General features: G+C 70.6%; 23 protein-coding genes and 1 pseudogene. 12 read left to right on the top strand and 12 right to left on the bottom strand.

Annotated elements, in window-relative coordinates:
* The 4 genes from ACFYQ5_RS17430 (at window position 1) to ACFYQ5_RS17415 (ending at window position 3,799) form a co-directional block, all read left to right on the top strand.
* Entirely contained in the window at window positions 1-1,422 is a 1,422-nt protein-coding gene (locus ACFYQ5_RS17430; protein WP_389198258.1) for an MFS transporter, read from the top strand.
* Window positions 1,423-1,480: 58 nt separating this feature from the next.
* Window positions 1,481-2,290: a sugar phosphate isomerase/epimerase family protein gene (locus tag ACFYQ5_RS17425; protein ID WP_389198256.1), complete on the top strand. Its 810-nt coding sequence runs from the start codon at window positions 1,481-1,483 to the stop codon at window positions 2,288-2,290.
* 172 nt (window positions 2,291-2,462) lie between these two features.
* Window positions 2,463-3,254 carry an SDR family NAD(P)-dependent oxidoreductase gene (locus ACFYQ5_RS17420; protein ID WP_389198254.1) on the top strand — a complete coding sequence of 264 codons (792 nt, stop codon included), beginning with the start codon at window positions 2,463-2,465 and terminating at the stop codon, window positions 3,252-3,254.
* A gap of 416 nt (window positions 3,255-3,670) precedes the next feature.
* Window positions 3,671-3,799, top strand: coding sequence for a hypothetical protein (locus ACFYQ5_RS17415; protein WP_389198252.1), 129 nt, complete (start codon window positions 3,671-3,673; stop codon window positions 3,797-3,799).
* 255 nt (window positions 3,800-4,054) lie between these two features.
* Here the strand turns inward: ACFYQ5_RS17415 and ACFYQ5_RS17410 are convergent, their stop codons facing one another.
* Window positions 4,055-4,888 carry a helix-turn-helix transcriptional regulator gene (locus tag ACFYQ5_RS17410; protein ID WP_389198250.1) on the bottom strand — a complete coding sequence of 278 codons (834 nt, stop codon included), beginning with the start codon at window positions 4,886-4,888 and terminating at the stop codon, window positions 4,055-4,057.
* Between the two features lie 117 nt (window positions 4,889-5,005).
* Here ACFYQ5_RS17410 and ACFYQ5_RS17405 point away from each other — a divergent pair, with 117 nt between their 5' ends.
* Complete coding sequence (locus ACFYQ5_RS17405; RefSeq protein WP_389198248.1) at window positions 5,006-6,070, top strand: aldo/keto reductase; 1,065 nt, start codon at window positions 5,006-5,008, stop codon at window positions 6,068-6,070.
* 50 nt (window positions 6,071-6,120) lie between these two features.
* On the opposite strand, the gene ACFYQ5_RS17400 is transcribed toward ACFYQ5_RS17405, so the two are convergent.
* The 4 genes from ACFYQ5_RS17400 to ACFYQ5_RS17385 all read right to left on the bottom strand — a co-directional run bounded on the left by ACFYQ5_RS17400 (window position 6,121) and on the right by ACFYQ5_RS17385 (window position 10,785).
* Window positions 6,121-6,918: a VOC family protein gene (locus ACFYQ5_RS17400; protein WP_389198246.1), complete on the bottom strand. Its 798-nt coding sequence runs from the start codon at window positions 6,916-6,918 to the stop codon at window positions 6,121-6,123.
* A 79-nt stretch (window positions 6,919-6,997) separates the two neighbouring features.
* On the bottom strand, window positions 6,998-8,332 hold the full coding sequence (locus ACFYQ5_RS17395; protein WP_389198291.1) for a carboxyl transferase domain-containing protein: 1,335 nt from the start codon (window positions 8,330-8,332) through the stop codon (window positions 6,998-7,000).
* Window positions 8,333-8,348: 16 nt separating this feature from the next.
* Window positions 8,349-9,812, bottom strand: a complete 1,464-nt coding sequence (locus tag ACFYQ5_RS17390; protein ID WP_389198244.1) for an acyl-CoA synthetase — start codon at window positions 9,810-9,812, stop codon at window positions 8,349-8,351.
* A gap of 28 nt (window positions 9,813-9,840) precedes the next feature.
* Window positions 9,841-10,785, bottom strand: coding sequence for an SDR family oxidoreductase (locus ACFYQ5_RS17385; protein WP_389198242.1), 945 nt, complete (start codon window positions 10,783-10,785; stop codon window positions 9,841-9,843).
* 51 nt (window positions 10,786-10,836) lie between these two features.
* Here ACFYQ5_RS17385 and ACFYQ5_RS17380 point away from each other — a divergent pair, with 51 nt between their 5' ends.
* The gene (locus ACFYQ5_RS17380; protein ID WP_389198240.1) at window positions 10,837-11,412 is read left to right on the top strand and encodes a TetR/AcrR family transcriptional regulator; all 576 of its coding nucleotides are present in this window, start codon (window positions 10,837-10,839) and stop codon (window positions 11,410-11,412) included.
* Between the two features lie 108 nt (window positions 11,413-11,520).
* Here ACFYQ5_RS17380 and ACFYQ5_RS17375 read toward each other — a convergent pair whose 3' ends face one another.
* Window positions 11,521-11,727: a hypothetical protein gene (locus ACFYQ5_RS17375; RefSeq protein ID WP_389198238.1), complete on the bottom strand. Its 207-nt coding sequence runs from the start codon at window positions 11,725-11,727 to the stop codon at window positions 11,521-11,523.
* Between the two features lie 154 nt (window positions 11,728-11,881).
* On the opposite strand from ACFYQ5_RS17375, the gene ACFYQ5_RS17370 reads away from it, so the two are divergent.
* The gene (locus tag ACFYQ5_RS17370) at window positions 11,882-12,313 is read left to right on the top strand and encodes an Lrp/AsnC family transcriptional regulator (protein WP_389198236.1); all 432 of its coding nucleotides are present in this window, start codon (window positions 11,882-11,884) and stop codon (window positions 12,311-12,313) included.
* Here ACFYQ5_RS17370 and ACFYQ5_RS17365 read toward each other — a convergent pair.
* The 3 genes from ACFYQ5_RS17365 to ACFYQ5_RS17355 form a co-directional block, all read right to left on the bottom strand.
* Window positions 12,291-13,796, bottom strand: a complete 1,506-nt coding sequence (locus ACFYQ5_RS17365) for a GAF domain-containing protein (RefSeq protein ID WP_389198234.1) — start codon at window positions 13,794-13,796, stop codon at window positions 12,291-12,293. The two genes, ACFYQ5_RS17370 and ACFYQ5_RS17365, sit on opposite strands and share 23 nt — an antisense overlap.
* A 17-nt stretch (window positions 13,797-13,813) precedes the next feature.
* A complete protein-coding gene (locus ACFYQ5_RS17360) occupies window positions 13,814-14,851 on the bottom strand; it encodes a rod shape-determining protein (protein ID WP_389198232.1) in 1,038 nt (345 codons plus the stop codon).
* Between the two features lie 133 nt (window positions 14,852-14,984).
* Entirely contained in the window at window positions 14,985-15,557 is a 573-nt protein-coding gene (locus ACFYQ5_RS17355; protein WP_389198230.1) for a hypothetical protein, read from the bottom strand.
* A 123-nt stretch (window positions 15,558-15,680) separates the two neighbouring features.
* Here ACFYQ5_RS17355 and ACFYQ5_RS17350 point away from each other — a divergent pair, with 123 nt between their 5' ends.
* A complete protein-coding gene (locus ACFYQ5_RS17350; RefSeq protein WP_389198229.1) occupies window positions 15,681-16,391 on the top strand; it encodes a hypothetical protein in 711 nt (236 codons plus the stop codon).
* Between the two features lie 44 nt (window positions 16,392-16,435).
* Here ACFYQ5_RS17350 and ACFYQ5_RS17345 read toward each other — a convergent pair whose 3' ends face one another.
* On the bottom strand, window positions 16,436-17,311 hold the full coding sequence (locus ACFYQ5_RS17345) for an alpha/beta fold hydrolase (RefSeq protein ID WP_389198227.1): 876 nt from the start codon (window positions 17,309-17,311) through the stop codon (window positions 16,436-16,438).
* A 109-nt stretch (window positions 17,312-17,420) separates the two neighbouring features.
* Between ACFYQ5_RS17345 and ACFYQ5_RS17340 the strand changes: the two genes are divergently transcribed.
* The gene (locus ACFYQ5_RS17340; protein ID WP_389198225.1) at window positions 17,421-17,924 is read left to right on the top strand and encodes a CGNR zinc finger domain-containing protein; all 504 of its coding nucleotides are present in this window, start codon (window positions 17,421-17,423) and stop codon (window positions 17,922-17,924) included.
* 89 nt (window positions 17,925-18,013) lie between these two features.
* Here ACFYQ5_RS17340 and ACFYQ5_RS17335 read toward each other — a convergent pair whose 3' ends face one another.
* Window positions 18,014-18,475, bottom strand: a complete 462-nt coding sequence (locus ACFYQ5_RS17335; RefSeq protein ID WP_389198223.1) for a MarR family winged helix-turn-helix transcriptional regulator — start codon at window positions 18,473-18,475, stop codon at window positions 18,014-18,016.
* 112 nt (window positions 18,476-18,587) lie between these two features.
* On the opposite strand from ACFYQ5_RS17335, the gene ACFYQ5_RS17330 reads away from it, so the two are divergent.
* On the top strand, window positions 18,588-19,607 hold the full coding sequence (locus ACFYQ5_RS17330; protein ID WP_389198221.1) for an NADP-dependent oxidoreductase: 1,020 nt from the start codon (window positions 18,588-18,590) through the stop codon (window positions 19,605-19,607).
* A 54-nt stretch (window positions 19,608-19,661) separates the two neighbouring features.
* Here ACFYQ5_RS17330 and ACFYQ5_RS17325 read toward each other — a convergent pair whose 3' ends face one another.
* Window positions 19,662-20,132 carry an MSMEG_6728 family protein gene (locus ACFYQ5_RS17325; RefSeq protein ID WP_389198219.1) on the bottom strand — a complete coding sequence of 157 codons (471 nt, stop codon included), beginning with the start codon at window positions 20,130-20,132 and terminating at the stop codon, window positions 19,662-19,664.
* Window positions 20,133-20,181: 49 nt separating this feature from the next.
* On the opposite strand from ACFYQ5_RS17325, the pseudogene ACFYQ5_RS17320 reads away from it, so the two are divergent.
* Both ACFYQ5_RS17320 and ACFYQ5_RS17315 read left to right on the top strand, forming a co-directional pair.
* Window positions 20,182-20,445: pseudogene (locus tag ACFYQ5_RS17320) on the top strand (Ohr family peroxiredoxin); the annotation flags it as partial.
* A gap of 184 nt (window positions 20,446-20,629) precedes the next feature.
* Complete coding sequence (locus ACFYQ5_RS17315) at window positions 20,630-22,147, top strand: alpha-N-arabinofuranosidase (protein ID WP_389198217.1); 1,518 nt, start codon at window positions 20,630-20,632, stop codon at window positions 22,145-22,147.
* The last annotated feature ends 3 nt before the right edge of the window (window positions 22,148-22,150 follow it).

Here is a 22,150-nt window from a genome sequence, read left to right as displayed (position 1 = left end):
ATGACGCCCTCACGTTGCGCGCCCAGCGCATCCACCCCCGACAGCGCAGATCCCGTCCCGCGTAAGGGGCAGGCCCGTAACCTGCTCGCCGGGACCGTCGGGCACTTTGTCGAGTGGTACGACTGGTACATATACGGCCTGCTCGCCTCTGTCTTCTCCGCTCAGATCTTCCCCTCGGGCTCCCAGTTCGCGTCCCTCATCGCCGCGTTCCTCACGTACGCCATCGGGTTCCTCGTGCGTCCTCTGAGCGGCATCATCCTCTCGCCGCTTGCCGACCGGTACGGGCGCCGCCGCGTCCTGTCTCTCGCGGTCTCGGGGATGGCTCTCGGCGCGTTGATCATCGGGCTTACACCCCCGTACGCGACCATCGGCTACTTCGCGCCGATCCTGTTCGTCGTCGCCCGCATCCTCCAGGGCATCTCCGCCGGCACCGAGGGGCAGAGCGCCATCGCGTACATGGTGGAACACGCTCCAGCCAACCGGCGCGGACTCTTCGGCTCCTTCACCAACATGGCCAGCGGGCTGGCAACCCTCGCCGCGACGGGCGCCGCAGCCACCGTCACCTCCGTTTTCGCCCCCGACGCCCTGGCGTCCTACGGATGGCGGATCCCTTTCATCTTCGGTGGTGTGATCGGCGTCGTCGGACTCATCCTCCGCGCCCGCTCGGACGAGTCTCCGGAGTTCGAAGCCAGCACGCTCGTCGAGCAGAAGTCCGCACCCGCGAAGCTCCTCCAGCTGCTCCGCGAGCACCCCAAGGCGATCCTGCAGACTGCTGCCCTGTCCGCTCCCGCCGTGGCCTACTACACCTGGGCGACGTTCCTGCCCACCTACGCCAACCTCACCTCGGGCCGAGACCTGTCGTCCACCCTTGCCGGCAGCGCGATCGGCCTGGCCCTGCTGGTCGTCGTCGTCCCCGTCGGGGGCTACCTCTCCGACCGTCTCGGTCGCCGGAAGATCTTCCCCATCATCGGCGCCATCGGAATGATCGTCCTGTTCTATCCGCTCCTTCTTCTCCTGCAGGTGCCCGGCTTCGGTGTCTACGTCATCGTCGCCGCCTCCGGATGGGTCGTCCTCGGTATCTGGCAGGCCGTCTACCCCACCATCCAGGCCGAGTTGTTCCCCGCCTCGGTCCGCGTCTCCGGAATCGGATTCGCCCATCAGATCGTCATCGCCCTCCTCGGCGGCACCGCACCCCTCATCGCGTCCGCGTTCGTCGGCGCCGGACGGCCCATGTACGTGGCGATTTACATGATCGTCATCATCGCCCTGTGCCTCATCGTCTACTTCACGCTCCCGGAGACCGGCAGCCGAGCCCCGCGGGAGATCGTTTCCGCGACCGACACCATCGCCGTCGTCATGAGCGAGGACTCGTCCGCTGCCGCCAGTTCAGCCCCCGAACAGCACAAGGTTCCCCGGTCGTAGCCGCCCCTGCTCCCGAGCGCACGATGGGGACTCCTCAAAAGATTGAACGGAAATTCATATGATCATCAACACTTTTTCGTATCTTTGGTCGACAACGGCGATCGATGCGATATCCGAGCTGACTCAGAACGGGTACGACACCTTCGAGGTTCCCATCAGCTCTCCACATTGCTGGCCGGAAGAGATCTCCAGCTCCGAGCGTGCGGCAATCCTGGCGACCCTCAACGAGAACGGCGCCAAGATCCGATCCCTGAACGCCGGCGGATACGACATCAATCTGGCCAGTCCTGGTGCCAGCATGCGCCGGAAGAGCATCGAGCACATCGCCTCGGTGATCGATCTTGCGGTGGATTGGGATGTCCCGGAAGTGGTCATCTCACCCGGCACACGGCGTCCTATGATCTCCCCCTCACTCGAGAGTGTCTACGGGTGGATGTATGAAAGCCTGGAAGACCTGATCCCGCTGGCCAAGCGGGCGGGAAAGCGACTCCTCTTCGAGAACACCCCCTACTGCTTTGCTCCCACGATCGGGGAGCTGGCAGATATCGTCAGCACGGTCGACGATGATGCACTAAAAATCGTCTACGACGTCGCGAACGCTGCGTACATCGGGGAGGATCCCGTATCGAGTCTGCGCGCACACCACGGACCGGTTGCACTCATGCATATCTCCGACACAGGTACGGAAACATGGGGCCACGACCCCATCGGCACCGGAGTGATCGATTGGAAGGGGCTGGGTGAAGCAGTCCAGGAAACAATCGGGGTGGACAACGTCGTGCTCGAAGTCATTCGCGAAGAGAACACCCTGGAAGTATTCGCGAAGTCGATGGGTGATCTCGGTGAAGAGGGTTGGAATCTCGGATAGTGCTTTCAGTGCCTCGGGGTTCAGGATGACTCCGAGGGTCATCGAACGGCAAGATGACAGTTCTTGATCACCGGTGTGAATTGAAGTCTTTTGAAACACATCAGGATAAAGCTGTCACGACTTGTGTGGCCTGCCGAGTATGCCCGCTGGAAATATACAAGGAGAGTGTGCAATGAGGGTGCTGGTCAGTGGTGGAAGCAGCGGCATCGGCGCGGCTGCAAGCCTGAGGCTCGCAGAGGCAGCGCTTGCCCGCGGTGAGAAGCCGATGATCGCGGTATCCGGCCTTACTGCGAACGCGCGACAGGACGAGGTCGTCCGGTCGATCCAGTCGATGGGTGGCAAAGCCATTGCATTGACCGGAGACCTGGGTGATCCCGACGTGCCCGGTCGGCTGGTAACCGCTGTGGTCGAGGAGTTCGGTGGCTTGGATGCGCTGGTGGCGAATGCCGGCATCGCCAACCCTGGCGCACTCAAGGATCTCTCCCTGGAGGACTGGGACGGCATGTTCTCCGTCAACCTCCGCGGGGCGTGGCTACTTGCCAAAGCTAGTTACCCGCACCTGAAGGATAGCCGCGGGTCCGCCTGTTTCACCTCTTCCATGTCCGGCCAGCTCCCACATGCCGGATCAGGTGCGTACAGTCCGGCCAAGGCTGCGCTCACGATGTTGGCTCAGACACTCGCACTGGAATGGGCACCTGACGGAATCCGCGTGAACGTGGTGTCCCCGGGTATGACTCGCACGCAGATGACTGAAAAAATGTACCTCGATCCCGAAGTCAAGAAGGCAAGGGAAAAAATCATCCCGTTGTCGAAAATTGGCGACCCGATGGATATCGCGAACGTGATCGAGTTTCTTGTCAGCCCGCTGGCAGGATATGTCACCGGCCAAGATGTCTGCGTCGACGGGGGCTTCTCCAAGTCCATTCTCAGCCACATTCCCGGTCGGCCCAGCTCCAAGTCCTGACGGGGATCACCCCCTGGCCACCGAGGCCGATCGTGAGCGACTTCGCCGCCCGCTTATTGCGTGGCTGAGAGGAAGCTGCACAGATCAGCAGTTGTGGCCGACCGAAGAGTGGCAGCTCCATGAGCGGGACACGGAGACCGTTGTCGGCCGCCGCTGGGAATTCGTAGACCTCTGGACGGTGGTGCGTGTGCCGAATGTTGTTTGCCGCAACAGGGGTGTGTCCACCGTTACCGGCGTGCGCCAGTAAGCCTGAAGTCCCTCATGCCACAGCCGTTCGACGGCCCCTTCGCGATGTCCGACCCGGCATCTACGGGCCCGGACGGCCTGGATCGGCATGTCTGGTGCCAGGCAGGTGCGCTCTCCTCGTTCTTGGTGACGAGCACCTTTCAGTGAGCCGTTTCCGACCTGACGGGTGGTTGGACTGCACCCCGCAGCAGGTACGGACCGGCCAACTCGACGGGGTGCGCGGCGACGTCATCTACGACCTCGGCCAAGCGGACCGCCCGCCGCCGCGCCTCGCCGCGGCGGCGTGTTCCTGGACGTGACGTCCACGAACACGCTGAACGATCCTCCGGAGCAGGCCACCCCGCTCCACACGGGCCGCGATCAGTCCGCCATGCTGTCCCGCTTCCTGACCAGTACGGCATCGAGGACGTCCAGAAGCCACCCCGGAAACGGCCGAATCGTCGTCGGTGAAGGCGGTGAAGGCGGTGAAGGCGGTGAAGTCGGGAAGTCAGCTGAAGGCGTGGTGGCAGCTGTGCTCGACGGTTCCACTCAGCGCGCGCATGGACGGTGCGACATCACCGTGTGCACAACCGGTCCAGCGCCGCCTGGCTCTCATCGTCCGCGGCGCGGCAGATCATCAACCGCTGGTCCGTATCGTGAAGGGGCATGAGGACTTCGAAATGCACGGAGACCGCACCGATGCCGGGATGCCGCATCGCCTTGCGCCCGCGGCCCTGGACCTTGACGTCCTGCTCGGCCCACGATCGCGCGAATTCCTCGTCATGCGTGATGAATTCGGTGATGAGGTCGGTCAACGCCTGATCCTGCGGATGGGCGGCCCACGCGGTGCGCAGGTGGGCGATTCCCTCCCGCACGACGCGTTCGCGGTCGACGTAGAACTCGCGTATCTCCGGATGCATCAGGCACAGCCACATCGCATTGCGCTGTGACGGCGGCAGGGTGTCGAAATCCAGGAGCAGGCCCGCCATTTCGCCGTTCCAGGCCAGGATGTCGAAGCGGTGGTTCATCAGCATGGCCGGCAGTGGCGACAGGTCGGTGACCAGCCGGGCCAGTGGCGGCGCCGCGGTGGTGGCGGGCCTGTCGGCGACGCGGGGACGCTGCTGGGTCAGGTCGAAGAGGTAGGCGCGTTCGTCGGGGGCCAGACGCAGCGCCCGGGCCAGCGCCTCCACCACGTCCGCTGAGGGCCGCAGCCCGCGGGCCTGTTCCAGCCGCACGACGTAGTCGATGCTGACCCCGGCCAGTTCGGCGACCTCTTCACGGCGCAGTCCCGGGGTCCGCCGGGCCTGCCGACGCGGCGGCAGGCCGAAATCGCGCGGGTCCAGGCGTTCACGTCGGGACCGCAGGAACGCGGCCAGTTCCTGTGTCGCGTCCACGGTGCGGGTCGTCATGTGCGGTTGAACAGCCAGGGTAGGACTGCTGTTCCCAGGCACTCCTCTCCCTTACCTCCGGCTCGCGGCGGTCACAGGCTTGTTCCCGACGACGGATCACAAGCACAGGAGGACATGATGTCGCTCACCCTTGACACCTATCGGCTGCTGGGCCGCTCCGGGCTGCGGGTCTCACCGCTGGCGCTGGGGGCGGCGACCTTCGGCACCGAGTGGGGCTGGGGCGCCGAGCAGGACGAGGCGCGCAGACTGTTCGACCTCTACGTCGAGCGAGGCGGCAACTTCATCGACACCGCCAACACCTACACGAATGGCAGCTCCGAGCGTCTGCTGGGCGAATTCACACACGACAACCGCGAAAGCCTGGTCCTGGCGACGAAATACACGACGCTGCGCCGGCCCGGCGACCCGAATTCAGGGGGCTCTCACCGCAAGAGCCTGTTCGCATCGGTGGAATCCAGTCTGCGGCAGCTGAATACGGACTACATCGATCTGCTCTACCTGCACGTGTGGGATTTCACGACACCGGTCGAGGAGATCCTGCGCGGCATGGACGACCTGGTCCGGCAGGGCAAGGTCCTGTACGTGGCGATCTCCAACGCCCCGGCCTGGCAGGTGTCGCGCATGCAGGCGATCGCCGACCTGCGCGGCTGGTCGCCGCTGGCCGCCCTGCAGATCGAGTACAACCTGATCGAGCGTACCGGGGAACGTGACCTGATCCCCATGGCACGAGAGATGGGGTTGGGCGTGATCCCGTACTCACCGCTGGCCGGCGGGGTGCTCACCGGCAAGTACAGCCGTGACGACCTGACCGCGACGCATCTCCCTTCCGACGAAGGCACCCGCAAGAGCTTCAACTTCGCCTTGGGCACGCTCACCGAACGTAACCTCGGCGTCGCCGACGTCGTGAAGGAGGTCGCCGCGGAGCTGGGCCGCACACCCGCCCAGGTCGGGCTGGCCTGGACCCTGCAGAACCCGGGTGTGACCGCACCGGTCATCGGCGCCCGCACCCCCGCGCAGCTGGAGGACAACCTGGGCGCCCTGGAGGTCGGCTTCACCGCCTCCCAGCTGGCCCGCCTCGACGAGGCCGGCGCGATCGGACTCGGTTTCCCGCACGACATGCTCGCCAGTGACCACATCCGTCGTGTGACCGCGGGCGACCTGAGGATCGAGACCCGTCGCTGACACCCGATCGGACCCCGGGGGCAGCACAGCCGCTGCCCTCGGGGCGATCGTCAGGAAGCGTCCGTGAGCTTCGGCATCTCGCCCCCGGTCGTCGTGGGGTCGATCAGCGAGAACACCGCGCCCTGCGGGTCCGTCAGGGACGCGAACCGGCCGAACGGGATGGTCATCGGGCCGAACCGCAGCTCCGCCCCCAGCGACTTCGCCTTCTCCACCGCCGCGTCGCAGTCCGCGACGCCGAAGTACACGTTCAGATGGGCCGGGACCCCGGGAGGGAACTCTTCCCCCATCTTCATCCGGCCGAGCACCGGGTCCGCGCCCAGGTCGTAGAGCGAGAAGTCGATCGCGTCGTCGTCCAGGTGCTTCACCCCGTACCCGAAGACGGATGCGAAGAAGGCGTCCGCCTCGGCCGGCTTCCGGGTGAAGATCTCGGCCCAGGTGTACGCGCCGGGCACCGCCTGCGCCTGGAACCCCTCGTGGCTGCCCGCCTGCCACACCCCGAAGGGCGCCCCGCCGGGGGCGGCGGCCAGCACCATCGTCCCGAAGTCGCCGACCCGCATCGGCTCCACCGACACCTCGCCCCCGTGCTCGCGGATCTTCGCGGCGGTGGCGGCGGCGTCCGGCGACGCGAGGTACAGACACCAGGCGGCCGGTGCCTCCTGGCCGGGCATCGGAGGCGACAGGGCGGCGACCGCCTTGCCGTCCACATGGGCCTGGGTGTAGTTGCCGTACTCCGGCATCGACTCGCCGTACGTCCAGCCCAGGAGCTCACCGTAGAAGCGCTTCGCCCCCTCGAGGTCGCCGAACGTACCGTCGGCCCAGCACGGAGTGCCCTCGGATTGTGCGGCCATGGCCCAGCCCTTCCCTCACTCGGCGGATGTCGTTCCTCCACGCTAGCCAACCGTCGCCCGAGCGGCGCGCCGAGCGCGTTCAGCCCTGCGGCCCGGCGGAACCCACGACCGAGCGGGCGACCCCCAGCTCCACCAGGTCCTGAGGGCGCAGCCGGAGCTGGTCGGCCGTGGACCGCACCTCGTCCGGACCGCGCTTCAGGATGGCCGCCGCCAGTTCCGGTGCGATCACCGAGAAGTAACTGTCCGCGGTGACATGGGTGTTGTCCGGCGCGGCAAGTGCCAGCGCACCGCCGGAGCCGCCCTCGCCGATCACGAGCGTCGTCACGGGGACCCGGGCTGCGGCGACCGCCGCGAACGCGTCGGCGATGGCGGCCCCCGCGCCCGCCCGTTCCGCCTCCGCGTCGTTGGCCGCGCCGGGGGTGTCGATCAGGGTGAGCACGGGCAGGCCGAGCCGGTCCGCGAGCCGGATCACCCGGGCCGCCGTGCGGTAGCCCGCCGGGCGGGTCGCGGTGCCGCACTGGGCGGCGTACGCCACGGGCCGTCCGGCGTGCAGACCCACTCCGCAGAGCAGCCCCGGGTCCCTGCCGCCGCAGCGGTCACCGTTCAGCGGCAGCCGGTGCGCGAAGTACGCGTCCAGATAGGCCTCGGCCCGTGGCCGCGCCGTCGACCGGGCCTGCTCCACCGCGTCCCATCCCGTCGCCGGCAGGCCCGTGTCCGACAGCGCGCCCGGCACCGGGGCTGCCTGCGCCGGGCCCGTGACCGTCAGCGCCGTCAGCCAGCGGCCCAGTGTCCCGGGCAGTTCGTCCGGCGCGACGACCGCGTCGATCTGGCCGGCCGCCAACTGCCCCTCGGCGGTGTACGCGTACGGATCCGCGTCGGCGGGCCGCACCCGGGAACCCGCGAACCCGATCTGAGCCCCGGGCAGCGCCAGCACCACGTCGGAGCCCGCCCCCACGGTGGCCCAGCCGCCTCCGGTCGCCGGATCCCGCAGGACGGCGATCTGCGCCTGCCCCGCGGCCCTCAGACGTGCGGACGCGCGGGCCACCCGCTGGAGCTGTATCAGCGCGATCATGCCCTCCTGCATCCGGCTGCCCCCGGTGGCGACGAGCGAGACGAGCGGCAGACACCGCTCACCCGCCAGTGCGTACGCGGCCTCCAGACGGTCCCCGGTGTGTCCTCCCAGCGAGCCGCCCAGGAAGCCGAATTCGAAGGAGACCAGGACGCACTCCCGCTCGCCGACGACGGCGGTCCCGTACAGGACGGACTCCTCCTCGCCGGTCCGCTCCGAGGCGCGCGCCCTGGACTGCGCGTAACCGCTCCAGCCGAGCGGGCCGTCCGGGAGGACCGGGCGCGTGGCCGGACGGTGTTCGGTGAAGCTCGCGGTGACGGCGGCGATCGCCTCCCGCGCCGACATGCGGTGGCACCGGATGTCAGACACCGAGCGACCTCTTCATGATCTTGCCCAGCTCGTTGCGGGGCAGCGCGTCGAGGTGTCGGACGACGCGCGGGCGCTTGTGCGGTGCCAGCAGGTTCGCCACATGGTCCGCCAACTCCCGCTCACCGGGCGGCGACCCGGGGTCGGCCGGCACCACCCAGGCGACGATCCGCTCGCCGAGGTCCGCGTCGGGCTCGCCGGTGACGGCCGCCTCGCGCACGCCCGGATGCTCCAGCAGGGCGTTCTCGATCTCGCCCGCGCCGATCTTGTAGCCGCCGCTCTTGATGAGATCGGTGGCCTTGCGCCCGACGATCCGCACATAGCCGTCGGGGTCGATCGTGGCCATGTCGCCCGTACGGAAGAAGCCGTCCTCGGTGAAGGCGGCGGCGGTGGCGTCCGGCCGGTTCAGATAGCCGGTGAAGAGGTTCGGGCCGCGCACCTGGATCTCGCCGATCGACGTGGTGTCCTGGAGCACGGTGCCGTCCTCCTCGACGAGCCTGAGCTCCACGCCCGACAGCGGCGGGCCGACCGTCCCGGCGCGCGGGGCGCCGTCGGCCCGTACGCCGGTGTTCATCAGGGTCTCCGTCATCCCGTACCGCTCGATGACCCGGCGGCCGGTGGCCGCGGCGATCCGTTCGTGGTCGTGGACCGGCAGCGCGGCTGAGCCGGAGACCAGCAGCCGGGCGCCCGCCAGCGCCTTCGTGAGGCTTTCGGAGGTGGCCGGACCGGCCAGATCGCCGGCCAGCCGGTGGTACATCGTGGGTACCCCGAACAGCATGGTGCCCCCGGAGAGCAGCTCCCGGGCCACGCCCTCCGTGGAGAACCGGCCGAGGTGGCGCACGGAGCCGCCCCGGCGCAGCGGGCCCAGGACGCCCAGGATCAGCCCGTGCACATGGAACAGCGGCAGGGCGTGGACGAGAACGTCCTCGCCGGTCCACTGCCAGGCGTCCTCCAGCGCGTCCAGCGACGCGGCGATCGCCCGGCGGGGGAGGACCGCGCCCTTGGGCGGGCCCGTCGTGCCGGAGGTGTAGACGACGAGGGCGGGGGACCCGTCGGGAGGCTCGGGGAAGTCCCTCTCCGGGGACCGGCCGGTGGTGGCGGTGCGGACGTCCAGTCGCTCCAGGCCGTCGAGGGCGGGCGGAAGCGTGTCCGCCGCCCCGGCCAGCACCGTCGAGGGCTCGCTGTCGGCGACGATGTGGGCGAGTTCGCGCTCGCCGGTCCTCGGGTTGAGCGGTACTGCGGGCACCCCCGCCCGCAGGGCCGCGACGACGGCGACCACCGTCTCGGGGGTGGACGTCGCCCATACGGCGACGCGTCCCGCCTCCGCGATCCGGGCGGCGAGCGAGGCCGATGCCTCGTCCAACTGGGCGTAGGTCAGGACGTGTTCGCCGAACCGGACGGCCTCCGGGGAGTCCGTCCGGCGCGACGCTCCGCTCAGCGCGGGCAGAAGAGAGGTCACGCGTCGAACCCTACGGGCTGCCCCGTGATCACCGGCGGGCGCGCAGCGAAGGCCATGGCATGCGCCGACCCTCCGCCGATACGGCCTCTGCCTCCCGACGCGCCCCACCCGACGGCGCCGGGGAGTGACGGCGCAGGTTGGCGGCGAGGATTCGGTCGAGTGCGCGGTCGGACAGGAACGGTCCCAGACGCATGATCAGGGCGGCATCCCGGCCCGCGGTGTAGCGGGTGCGCGGTCGGCGGGTCGTCACAGCCTTCGCGATGACCCGGGCGGCGGCGTCGGCGGTGAGCCCCGAAGCGGTGCCCGAGGCCATCAACGCGTTGTTGGCCTGGACCAGGTCTCCGTAGCGTTCGCCCTGCTCCGGTGTCATCCGGGCGGCCAGGTCGTTCGCCGTCGCGATGCCGCGTGCCGCGATCTCCGTGCGGACCCCACCGGGCTCGACGACGACGACCTGCACGCCGAGCGGCGCGACCTCCCGGCGGAGCGAGTCGCTGACCGCTTCCAGGGCGAACTTCGCGCCGGCGTACGCGCCATAGGTGGCCATGGCGTACTTGCCGCCTATCGAGCTGATGTTGATCACGCGGCCCTTGCCGCGCAGCAGTGCGGGCAGGAGTGCCTGGGTGACGGCGATGTGGCCGAACAGGTTGACGTCGAAGACCCGCCGCCACTCCGCCATCGGCAGCGCTTCGACCGGGCCGTTCACCTGGATGCCGGCGTTGTTGACGAGTGCGTGCAGCGCGCGCGGGTCGGCGGCGACGCGTGCCGCGATCGCCTCCACCCGCTCGGGCTCGGTGATGTCGAGGATGACCGGCTCGATGCCGGCCGATCGGATGGCGTCGGCGTCATGGTCGCGTCGGACCCCGGCCAGGACATGGAATCCCCGGCGGGCCAGTTCGCGGGCGGTCGACGCGCCCATGCCCGTGGATGCTCCGGTTACGACGATGAGCTTCTGGGCTTCAGATGACGTTGTCACCTGAGTCACGGTAGCAGTTCGGATGACACTGTCAACTATATGATGGGCGTCATGATCTGCCGTGTGGAGTCCGCCGCCGTCACCCGCCGCGCTCTGCTCGACGCAGCCGCAGCCCTTCTCGACCTGGGCGGTCCTGAAGCGGTCACCCTGCGCGAGGTGGGTGCGCGGGCAGGTGTGAGCCGAGGAGCGCCGTACCGGCACTTCGCGGACAAGGACAGTTTGCTGACCGCCGTCGCGGCGGAAGGCTGGGAACGGATCGGCGACCGGGTGCACGCCCTGCGGACCGACCCGGGTCTGTCGGCCTCCGAAAGGCTGCGCGGAGCACTCCGCGCGCTCATCGGCGTCGGCCGGGACCAGCCGCACCTGTACCGGATGATGTTCGGCGCGCCGACGGGCGACCCGGCCGCGACCGTACGAGCGGCCGGGCGCTTCCAGGACGAGTTCCTGGGCGTCGTCGCCGGGCTTGTGGGAGAGCGCGACGCCCGGCACCACGGCGCCCTGCTGTTCACCAGCGCGCATGGCATCGCGGGCATGGAGTTCAGCGGCCACCTGGCGACGGACACGTGGCGCACCACCGCTGACGAACTCGTCGACACCCTCGTCCGCACGGTCGCCGAGGCGGCCTAGCCTCGGATCTTTCAGGTCGGATCAGGTCGGATCGAGGTGCGGCACCAGGCCCCCGCGAGCCCGGCGTGCTCCGGACGAGCGGCCCTGGCACCCGTTCCGTCCGTACGGTCAGCCGTCGCGCCGGACGGTCCGCGTCCGGCCGTACGCGTACACACCGCTCGCGGTGCCGAGCCCGGCCGCCATGCAGAGCAGCGCGATCGTGCCGAGCGGATTCAGCGGCGGGTCGAAGGCCTGGAGGACGGCCGTCAGCGAGGCCGGCAGAAGCGCCCCGGCCGTGACCAGGGCGGGGGCCTCGCTCGGCGGTGGTGTCCACACCGCACGTCAAGGGCGGACGGCCGGGCCGGGCACGGCTGAGCCATCCGGGTAAGCCGTCGCACGGCAGACGCCCCTTGGGCAGAGGCCCTCTCCGCGGTCCCGGGAGGCGCCGCTCGCCCGCCCTTTACGGGCCCGGGCTGAGACAATCGCCGGTATGGACCGGCTGGACAGAGAGATCCTCGGAATCCTCCAGGAAGACGCCCGGATCTCGTACCGCGATCTGGGTGTACGCGTGGGGCTCAGCGCCAACGCGGCGGGCGACCGTGTACGCCGCATGCGCCGCGACGGAGTGATCCGCGGCTTCACGGTCATCGTCGACCCGGCCGCCGACACCCGGTCGGGCCTCGTCGTCTTCATCGACGTGTCGCTGCGTCTCGACACGACGAACGAGGAGTTCGAACGGTCGGTGCTCACCCTGCCCGGCATCACCGAGGTGGTGCACGTGACGGGCCCTCACGACTACCTCGTACGCGCCACGGCGGCCGACCCCGGCTCCCTGGACGCGCTGCTGCGCCGGCTGAAGAAGGACGCGGGCGTCGCCCACTCCACCACCCGCATCGCCCTCAGAGCGGCGCCTGCCAGATGACCGTCGGCGACCGGGCGCCGTTCTCGGCGCGCCCGTCGTCCGCGACCGCCAGCCGTACCGCCGCCCGCCCGTCGGGGAGCCGCGCCGTCGCGTCCACCTCCACCTCGACGGCCGACACCCCGGCCCGCCGCTGCGCGGCGGCCAGGGCGCCGCGCAGCACGTCGAGCAGTTCGCCGTCCACCGGTTCCGTCACCAGGGCGTCCACCGCCCCGGTGAACTGCACCGACGGCTGGAAACCGAGCGCCGACGCCGCGCCGCCCGTCTCGCGCAGGACACGGCCGCGGAACGTCGTGGGGGCGTCGGCGGGCGGCTGCTGGAGGGCGAAGATCGCGGTCCTGACCTCCTGGATGGTGGAGTCCAGCTCGTCGACCGCCTGCCCGAGCAGCTCGGCGGTTCCGGTGTCGCCCGCCAGATCCTTGCGGCGGGTCGACTCCAGCATCATCTCCGTCGCGAACAGCCGCTGTACGACGAGGTCGTGCAGGTCGCGGGCGATGCGGTCGCGGTCCTCGTAGACGGCCAGCTGTTTCCGGTAGTGCTGCGCGTCGGCCAGCACCAGGGCCAGTGCGGCCTGGGAGGCGAACTGGGAGGCCAGCAGCCGGTCCATCGCCGTGTACGGGGCCTCGCCGCGCCGCCGGGGAAGGGCGAGTGTGCCGACGAGCCTGCCCCCGCTCTGCAGGGGCAGCATCATGCTGGGGCCGAACCGGGACCGTACCGGGGTCGTCATCCGGTCGTCCGTCGCGGAGTCCTCGATGTAGACCTCCTCGCCGCCCAGCAACTGGACGAGGACGGGGGAGCCCGGCTCGATGGCGGTGCCGACGAGACCGGCCGGATCGTCGAGGGTGGACGCGGCGACGATCTCCATCCCACCGCCCGGGGTCGGCTGGAGGATCACTCCCGCCGCCGCGCCGGCCAGCATCCGGGCCCGCTCGGCGACGGTCGTCAGGGCGTCCGTCGTCCCCGCTCCGGACAGCAGCGCCCGGGTGACTGCTGCCGCCCCCTCGATCCAGTGCTCCCGCTGCCGGGCCGCCTCGTACAGGTGGGCGCCGCCGATCGCCGCGGCCGCCTGGGAGGCGAGCAGCCGCAGCAGCGCCGGCTCGGTGTCCGTGAAGCGCCCCGGCTCCTCCGCGGTGAGACAGAGGCTGCCGAGCACCTCGGTGTGCACCCGGACGGGCACCCCGAGGAAGGAGCGCGTCGGGAGGAGGGGAGCGGGCATGGCCCGGGGGTGCGGACCCGCCGTCAGATCAGCGACGCGCACGTCCTGCACGTCGTCCACGAGGGCGCCGAGGACTCCCGTGCGCCCGTCCAGGAGCGGGCCCACGGCGCGGCGTTCGCTGTCGGACATGCCCGTGGTGAACAGGTCGGTGACATGGCGGTCCTCGCCGTGGAGGAGGGCCAGGGCGCCGTAGCGCGCCCCGGCCAGCGCCGTGGCGGTGTCCACGATGTGCTGGAGGGTGGTGCTCAGGTCGAGATCCGTACCGTCCACCGGTGAGCCGACGGCTCTCAGCCGGCCAGCGGGGCGAGGACCAGCGGCTGGACCGTGCCGTCCAGCATCGCGCCGAGCCCCAGCACCGAGCACACGTCGGGCCGGTCGGCGATCTGCACCGGGACGCCCGTGGCGTCGCGCAGCATCTGGTCGAGCCCCGGCAGCAGCGCGCTGCCGCCGACCATCATGATCCCGGACTCCGCGATGTCCGCCACCAGGTCGGGCGGGCAGTCACGCAGCACCTTGCCCAGACCGTCGAGCACCGCGGTGAGCGGGGCGTGGATCGCCTGGCGGACGGCGGCGGTGTCGACCTGCACCGAGCGCGCCAGGCCGGTGGCCACGTCACGGCCGTGGATCTCCGTCACCGCCGGTCCGTTGAGCGTGAGCCCGTTGCCCCGGAGCGCGAGCTGCAGGGGGCGCACGGACTGGCTGGGCAGCATCAGTTCGTGGTGCTGGCGCAGATGCTGGATGACCGCGTGGTCGATGGCCTCGCCACCGATCGGGATGCGTACGGCCGTCACGATCGAGCCGAGCGAGAGCACGGCGATCTGGGTGGTGGCGGCCCCGCACACCATGATCATGGTGGCGGTCGGCTGCTCGACCGGGAGTCCGCAGCCGACGGCCGCGGCGATCAGGGTGTCGACCAGCTCCACCCGCCGGGCGCCGAGCCCCACGAGGGTCTCGACGGTCGCCCGCCGGGCCAGCGGATCGGCGTCGTGCGGGGTGCAGGCGGCGGCCCGCAGCCGGGGCTTGCGGCGCAGCTGGCGACGCAGCTTCTCACCGAGCAGATGGCGCAGCATGCGCTGCGCCATGTCGATGTCGACGACGGTTCCGCCGGAGACCGGGCGGGCCACCCGGATGTACGCGGGCGTACGGCCCGTCATCTGTTCGGCGAGCGCGCCGACGGCGATGAGCGAGCCGGTGCGCATGTTGACGGCGGCGACACTGGGCTCGTCGACGACGAGCCCCACTCCCTTGACGTACACACGGGTCCTCGCGGCCCCGAGATCGACGGCGACATGGCAACGGCGCAACTGATCGAGACTGACGGTCACGGCAGGTTCTCCCGAGAGCGCTGGCGGGGGGCACCGGCGGCAGCCGGCTCTCCTGGCATCGTCGCGCCGGTGCGGGGGCGGCGCGCGCTGAGTGAGCCGTAGGAGGGACCCGGAACTGACGGCGTGACAGATCTCAGGCGCCGCTGGGCAGCAGCCGCTGGAACAGCCCCCAGGTGAACTCGGCGACCTGCGGCCGGCCGTCGGCCGGGTCGGTGAAGGCCAGCGCCCAGCGGGTCGGCGCGCTGCCCTCCATGGGGCGCGCCGGGGCGAAGGCCCTTGCCACCTCGTCCACGGTGCAGGACCACGGGCGCAGGTCGGCGGCCGTACGCAGTTCGGGGCCCGCCACACCCGGGGCGCGGACCAGCCATTCGTTCCACACGGCTCCGCCGGGGCCCGCCATCACCTCGAACCGCAGGTCCGGCCAGAGCGGCAGCGGCCACAGCAGCGCGTCGCACTCCAGGTCGCCGACCGTGCGGCGTACGGACGTCTCGGGCTCGCCCAGCACCGAGCGGTAGCGGCGCAGCGCGCCACGGCCGCGCGGGGCGCGCAGCATCGCCTGCCAGCGGCGGTTCGCCTCCCGCGTCTCGGCGAGGGAAGCGCTCAGTTCATGCCGGGCGGCCTCGGCGAGGTCCGGCTGGTGGTCGGCCATCCGGCGCAGCAGGACGAGCTGGAACTGGAGCGGCCCGAACGGGGCGGGAGCGGTCATGGAACCCATCCTGCCGCTTACCGCACGTATCGGGAGGAGTTCACCGGAGTCCCGGATTCCACACAGGATCCTCACGCGTGCGGCTTCCTGCGTGGTTCCCCGCATGTCTACTCTTCGGGCGCCATGGATTACTGCCACCCGTGCCAACGACACCTCAACGGGGCGCTGGCCTGCGCCGGTTGCGGGACTCCCGCCGACGCGCTGCCCCCCTATGCCGTCGCGGACCACCCCGGCCGTGAGGCAGATCCCGCCGGCGAGACGCTGAAGGCCTCCGGGGCCGCCGGACGCCGCCGCCGTGCCCGCGGTGTCACCGAGCGGCGCGGCCGTCGTGCGCACCGGCGGCGCGGCCGCGCGCTGCTGCTGACGGCGGCGGGCGTGGTGCTGGCGCTGGGCGCGCTGAGCCTGGCCGAGCTGGCGATGGAGCCCGGGGGTGACGGCGGCGCGGCGGACTACGTGAGCGAGGCGACGTCCTCCGCCGCTGAAGCCGCTCCGTCCGCCTCGTCGCGCACGGAGCCCGACGATCCCGGGCCGGTGGACGCGCCCACCGTCGTACCGGTCACCGATTCCCACTCCGCGGCGGCGGACGGCCCCGCCACGGCCACGGCCACGACGGCGCCGGAGGCGGCCCCGTCGGCATCCGCACCGGCCGACGAGGTCCCGCCGGCCGCCTCCGCGCCCACGGACCCGGACGGAACCGACACGCCGCCCGAGCCCTCGGGGTCGGGCGGGCCCACCCCGGACCCGCCGTCGCCGGAGCCCCCCGGTGAACCCGCCCCCACTCCGTCGCCCTCGCCGTCGGAGTCCTGCGCGTGGTGGCAGTTCCTCTGCGGCTGACGCGGCCCGGCCGGACGCCGGCGGCGGCCGTCCCTTCGCGGACTTCAGGCCGGTGACGCCGTGGCGGTCAGGAACCCGCGGATGTACCCGGCCACGGTGTCCAGGTGGCTTTCGAGCAGGAAGTGCCCGCCTCCGGGAACCAGGTGGATCTCCGCGTCCGGCAGGTCCCTCGTGAAGGCGCGTGCTCCGTCCGGGCCGAAGATCTCGTCGCCCGCGCCCCAGACCGCGAGGAGGGGAACCTGCCGTTCCCGGAAGTAGGCGTGCACCTGGGGGTAGAGGGGCGGATTGCCGGCGTAGTCGCGGAACAGGGCGAGCTGTACGAGGTCGTTGCCCGGCCGGTCGACCTCGCGGTGGTCGGCTGCCCAGGTGTCGGGATCGACCAGCTCGGGCCGGTCCACTCCGTGCAGGTACTGCCGGCGGATGGCGTCGAGGGAGAGGGCGGCGCGGACGGCGGGTTCGGTCCGGGGGCCCGGATCCTCGGCGTACGCCCATACGGGCTTCCAGAAATCCGGTACGAAGCCGTCCTCGTAGGCATTGCCGTTCTGTGTGATCACCGCGGTGATCGCGTCCGGGGTGCGCAGGGCCAGCCGCCATCCGATGGGTGCGCCGTAGTCCTGGACGTACACGGCGTAGCGGGTGACGTCGAGCTGGGCCAGAAGGGCTTCGGTGATGTCGGTCAGGGAGTCGAAGGTGTAGGTGAACGCGTCCACGGGCGGGGTGTCGGAGTTGCCGAAGCCGAGGTGGTCGGGGGCGATGACGTGGAATCGATCGGCCAGCGCCGGAATGAGGTGGCGGAACATGCGTGAACTGGACGGGAATCCGTGCAGGAGCACGAGCGTGGGCGCCTCGGGGGCTCCCGCCTCGCGGTAGAAGACGCGATGCCCCCGCACGGTCGCGTACCGGTGGTGGACCTCAACCATTGCTAACCCCTTCGATGCCTTGAAATGGTTATCTCGTGGGTGCCCAGTAGACCCTCCTTGGGGTAACCTGTCAAACCACTTGATGGAGTTAGTTGGGAAGGTGAGGTCCGTGCTGGACGACCAAGCCCTGCTGCAGGCGCTGAACAGCACCCCTGTGGTGGACGGCCGCCGCCAGGACCTGTGGCGTGACGACCACGAGCTGGACAGGTGGGTGCGGGAGCACGGGGGTTCCTGCGGCGACGAGGAGCGCCGGTGGCTGCGCGCCGCCCGGGACGCGCTCCAGGCGGCAGGGTCGGGCGCGTCGGCGGAGCCCCGCCTGCGGCACGTCCTCGCAGGGGTGCGCAAGGTCCCGCAGCCCGGCCCGGCAGGCGTCGAGTGGCAGTTGGAGGTGCCTCCGGAGCGGAGGCTCGCCGTGGAGCTCGTGCTCGCGTGGGCGGACGTCGAAGAGCGCATGCCCGGCCGTCTGCGGCCGTGCGGGAACCCCGAATGCCGCCTCTTCCTCCTGGACCGCAGTCGGGCCAACACCGCGCGCTGGTGCTCGATGAAGACCTGCGGGAACCGGCTCAAGGCCCGTCGGCACCAGGCTCGGGCGCGGGAGACCCCGCAATCCTGACAGGGTGTCGGCGGCCGCACGGGCGCGCCGGGGGCAGGGCCCGCCGGGCTGTGGAGCGGAAAGCGAAAGACCCTGGCCCCGGCCCCGGTCTAGCCTTCGGCCCCGGTCCAGCCCTCGGCCTCGTCCTCGCCGAGCATCCGTCGCAGCAGGTCACGCAGCACCGTCCGCTCCGCCTCCGACAGCTCGGCGAGCGGCTCCCGGGCGAAATCCAGCGCGTCCCGCAGCTGCCGGGCCGTCCGGACGCCCTCCTCGGTCGGGGCGGCGAGCTTCACCCGCCGGTCGGCCGGGTCGGGGCGGCGTTCCACCAGGCCCCGGAGCTCCAGCCGGTCGACTATGCCGGTGATGTTGGACGGTTCGCATTTCAGTTTCCGGGCAACCTTGCGCATGGGCATCGGCTCCAGGGAGAGCAGCCCGAGCACCCTGGCCTGCGCGCCGGTCAGCGCGTGTGTGGCCGCGGCCCGGTCGTACTCCTCGTGGTAGCGCGCCACGACTCCGCCGATGAGCTGGATGACGTCGAGGGTGAGCGGGTCCGTGCGCGGGTGGGTGGCCATGACGCCCAGGGTACCGAATTACTTGACAAGGTGAAATATCTCGACGCATGGTTGTTTCATGTCCTGAAGCTTTTCGCTTCCGTCCGTACGAGATCGAGGAGAACCCGAGCCCATGTCTGCACTCCCCACGTCCAGCCGCGAATGGCACCTCGTCGCCCGCCCGCACGGCTGGCCCGAGGCCTCGGATTTCGCGCTGCGCGAGGCGCCGGTGACCGCCCCCGGTGAGGGCCGCGTCCTCGTCCGCAACCTCCACTTCTCGGTCGACCCGTACATGCGCGGCCGGATGAACGACGTGAAGTCGTACACCCCGCCCTTCAAGCTCGACCACCCCATGGAGGGTGGCGCGGTCGGCGAGGTCGTCGCGTCGAACGCCGAGGGCTTCGCCGTGGGTGACCACGTCCTGCACGGCCTCGGCTGGCGCGAGTACGCCGATGTCCCCGCCAAGCACGCGGTCAAGGTCGACGCCTCGCTGGCCCCGCTGTCCGCCTACCTCGGCGTGCTCGGCATGCCCGGGCTCACCGCCTACGCCGGACTGTTCGAGGTCGCCTCCTTCAAGGAGGGCGACGCCGTCTTCGTCTCCGGCGCGGCCGGCGCCGTCGGCAGCCAGGTCGGCCAGCTGGCGAAGATCAAGGGCGCCTCCCGCGTCATCGGCTCCGCCGGCTCCGACGAGAAGGTCAAGCTCCTCGTCGAGGAGTACGGCTTCGACGCGGCCTTCAACTACAAGAACGGCCCCGTCAGGGACCAGCTCCGCGACGCCGCCCCCGACGGCATCGACGTCTACTTCGACAACGTCGGCGGTGAGCACCTGGAGGCCGCGATCTCCTCGTTGAACGTGCACGGCCGCGCCACCATCTGCGGGATGATCGCCCAGTACAACGCCACGGAGCCCACCCCGGCCCCGCGCAACCTGGCGCTCGTCATCGGCAAGCGGCTGCGCCTGCAGGGCATGCTCGTCGGCGACCACTCCGCGCTCCAGCCGCAGTTCGTCCAGGACGTGGCCGGCTGGCTGGCCTCCGGTGAGCTCAAGTACCGCGAGACGGCGGTCCAGGGCATCGAGAACGGCTACGACGCCTTCGTCGGCCTGCTGCGCGGCGAGAACACCGGCAAGATGATCGTCTCGCTGGACGCCTGACCGGCCCAGGCCGTCGGGAAGACCGCCCGTGAAGCCGTCCGTGCGGCCCGCCCCTCACCGTCCCGCGCGGTCCGAGGGAGGCCACACGTACGGCAGATCGGGCGGCGCGTCCGGAAACAGCGGGCGGTAGTACGCCGGATCCTTGCGTACGAGCGCGGAGCGGTGGCTCTCGTGCAGCGCCTCGTCGCCCAGCCACGGGGGCAGTTCGCCCGCCGCCGCGAGCTCCGTGGCCGACCGGACGGTGGTGCGTCGGAGCGATGCGGCGAGGTCCTTGCGCAGGGTCGCCGCGCAGGTGTCCGCCCTGCCCTCGGCCGTCCACGCCTCGCACATGTCCAGGCCGTAGCGCACGAGTGCCTCCTCGTAGCCGGTCCACATGCGGACCGCGGGGTGGTGGCGCCAGCCGTAGCCGGGGACGGTGAGTCCGCGCAGGACCTGGATCGCCTCGACCCGCTGTTTCCCCAGCCGCCGCGGGTCCAGCGTGAGGGCGCTCCGGCGGAAATCGGCGTACGGCAGGAATGTCTGCATGGTCCATGCCTGTCCCGTGTGTGCCGACGGCAGTCCTGCCCACGCCCCGGCCGGCTGCAGCGCCTGCTTCCAGGGGGCGCTCGGCGTGGTCGCCCGGCGGGAGAGGGCCGACATCTCCGGTTCGACGGTGACCGCTTCGGTCTCCCTCGGCAAGACCGAGGCGGGCGGCTTCGGCCTGGAGGTCGCGATCAGCGCCACCGTCCCGAACGTCGACCCCGCCACCGCCCAGGCGCTCATCGAGAAGGCGCACCAGGTGTGCCCGTACTCGAACGCCACCCGGGGCAACATCAAGGTCGAGCTGTCGGTCGCCTGAGCCCCGGCCTGATCGCGTACGTCCGAGGGCCGCATCCCGTCGCAGGGGTGCGGCCCTCCGGCGTGTGTGACCGGCCGCATCCGTAAAAGCGCGCGCGAAGGCATTGACGGCCACGGAGGTTGAACTCTACGGTCCCGTTCGAGGTCACGAGCAGCATTCGAAATATCGAACGAGTAAGGAAGCCATGACCCGCACCGCGCGCTTCACCCTCGACCCGGCCTTCACCGTCGGCGACGTCGACCCCCGGCTCTTCGGCTCGTTCGTCGAGCACCTCGGCCGCTGCGTCTACGACGGCATCTTCGAGCCCGGTCACCCGTCGGCCGACGAGGCCGGACTGCGCACCGACGTCCTGGATCTCGTCCGCGAACTCGGTGTCACCGCCATCCGTTACCCCGGCGGCAACTTCGTCTCCGGCTACCGCTGGGAGGACAGCGTCGGCCCCGCCGACGAACGCCCCCGCCGCCTCGACCTCGCCTGGCGCTCCACCGAGACGAACCGCTTCGGCCTCTCCGAGTACATCGGCTTCCTCAGGAAGGTGGGCCCGCAGGCCGAACCGATGCTCGCGGTGAACCTCGGCACCCGAGGCGTCCAGGAAGCCATCCAGCTCCAGGAGTACGCCAACCACCCCGCCGGCACCGAACTCTCCGACCGCCGGATCGGGCACGGCGACAAGGACCCCTTCGGGATCAAGCTGTGGTGCCTGGGCAACGAGATGGACGGCCCCTGGCAGACCGGCCACAAGACCGCCGAGGAGTACGGCCGGCTCGCGGCGGAGACCGCGCGTGCGATGCGCCAGATCGACCCGTCCGTCCAGCTCGTCGCGTGCGGGTCCTCCAGCCGCGCCATGCCGACGTTCGCCGCCTGGGAGGCGACGGTCCTCGCCGAGACCTACGACCTCGTCGACTACGTCTCGCTGCACGCCTACTACGAGGAGACCGACGGCGACCGGGACTCCTTCCTCGCCTCGGCCGTGGACATGGAGTCCTTCATCGAGAGCGTCGTCGCGACCTGCGACCACGTGGGGGCGCGCCTGAAGTCCACGAAGAAGATCAACCTCTCCTTCGACGAGTGGAACGTCTGGTACCAGGCGCGCTTCCAGCAGGAGACCGAGGAGAACCCCCTCGACTGGCCCGAGGCCCCGCGGCTGCTGGAGGACAACTACAGCGTCACCGACGCCGTCGTCTTCGGCAGCCTGCTCATCGCACTGCTGCGCCACGCGGACCGGGTGACCGTCGCGTGTCTCGCCCAGCTGGTCAATGTGATCGCGCCCATCATGACCGAGCCCGGCGGGCCCGCCTGGCGGCAGACCACCTTCTTCCCCTTCGCCCAGGCCGCGCGGTACGGGCAGGGCCAGGTCCTGGACGTACGGGTGGACTCGCCCACGTACGGGACGGCGAGGTACGGCGAGACGGACCTGCTGCACGCCACCGCCGTACGGGACCCGGAGACCGGAGCCGTCACGGTCTTCGCCGTCAACCGCAGCCAGGACGCCGTGCTGCCGATCGAAGTCGCCCTGGCGGGACTGGACCTGGAGCGGGTCGCGGAGCACCAGGTCGTCGCGGACGCCGACCCGGAGGCCCGTAACACCCTCGCCGAGCCCGAGCGGGTCGTCCCGCATGCCGCCGAGGGCACCGTGCTCGCCGACGGCACGCTGAAGGCGGTCCTGGAACCGCTGTCCTGGAACATGATCCGGCTGGTGTGACGC

This window comes from Streptomyces sp. NPDC005794, from assembly GCF_042871445.1.
In the GTDB taxonomy this organism is placed as follows: Bacteria; Actinomycetota; Actinomycetes; order Streptomycetales; family Streptomycetaceae; genus Streptomyces.
Note: the sequence above shows the minus strand (reverse complement) of the source record. Positions and strands in the feature narration are given on the sequence as shown.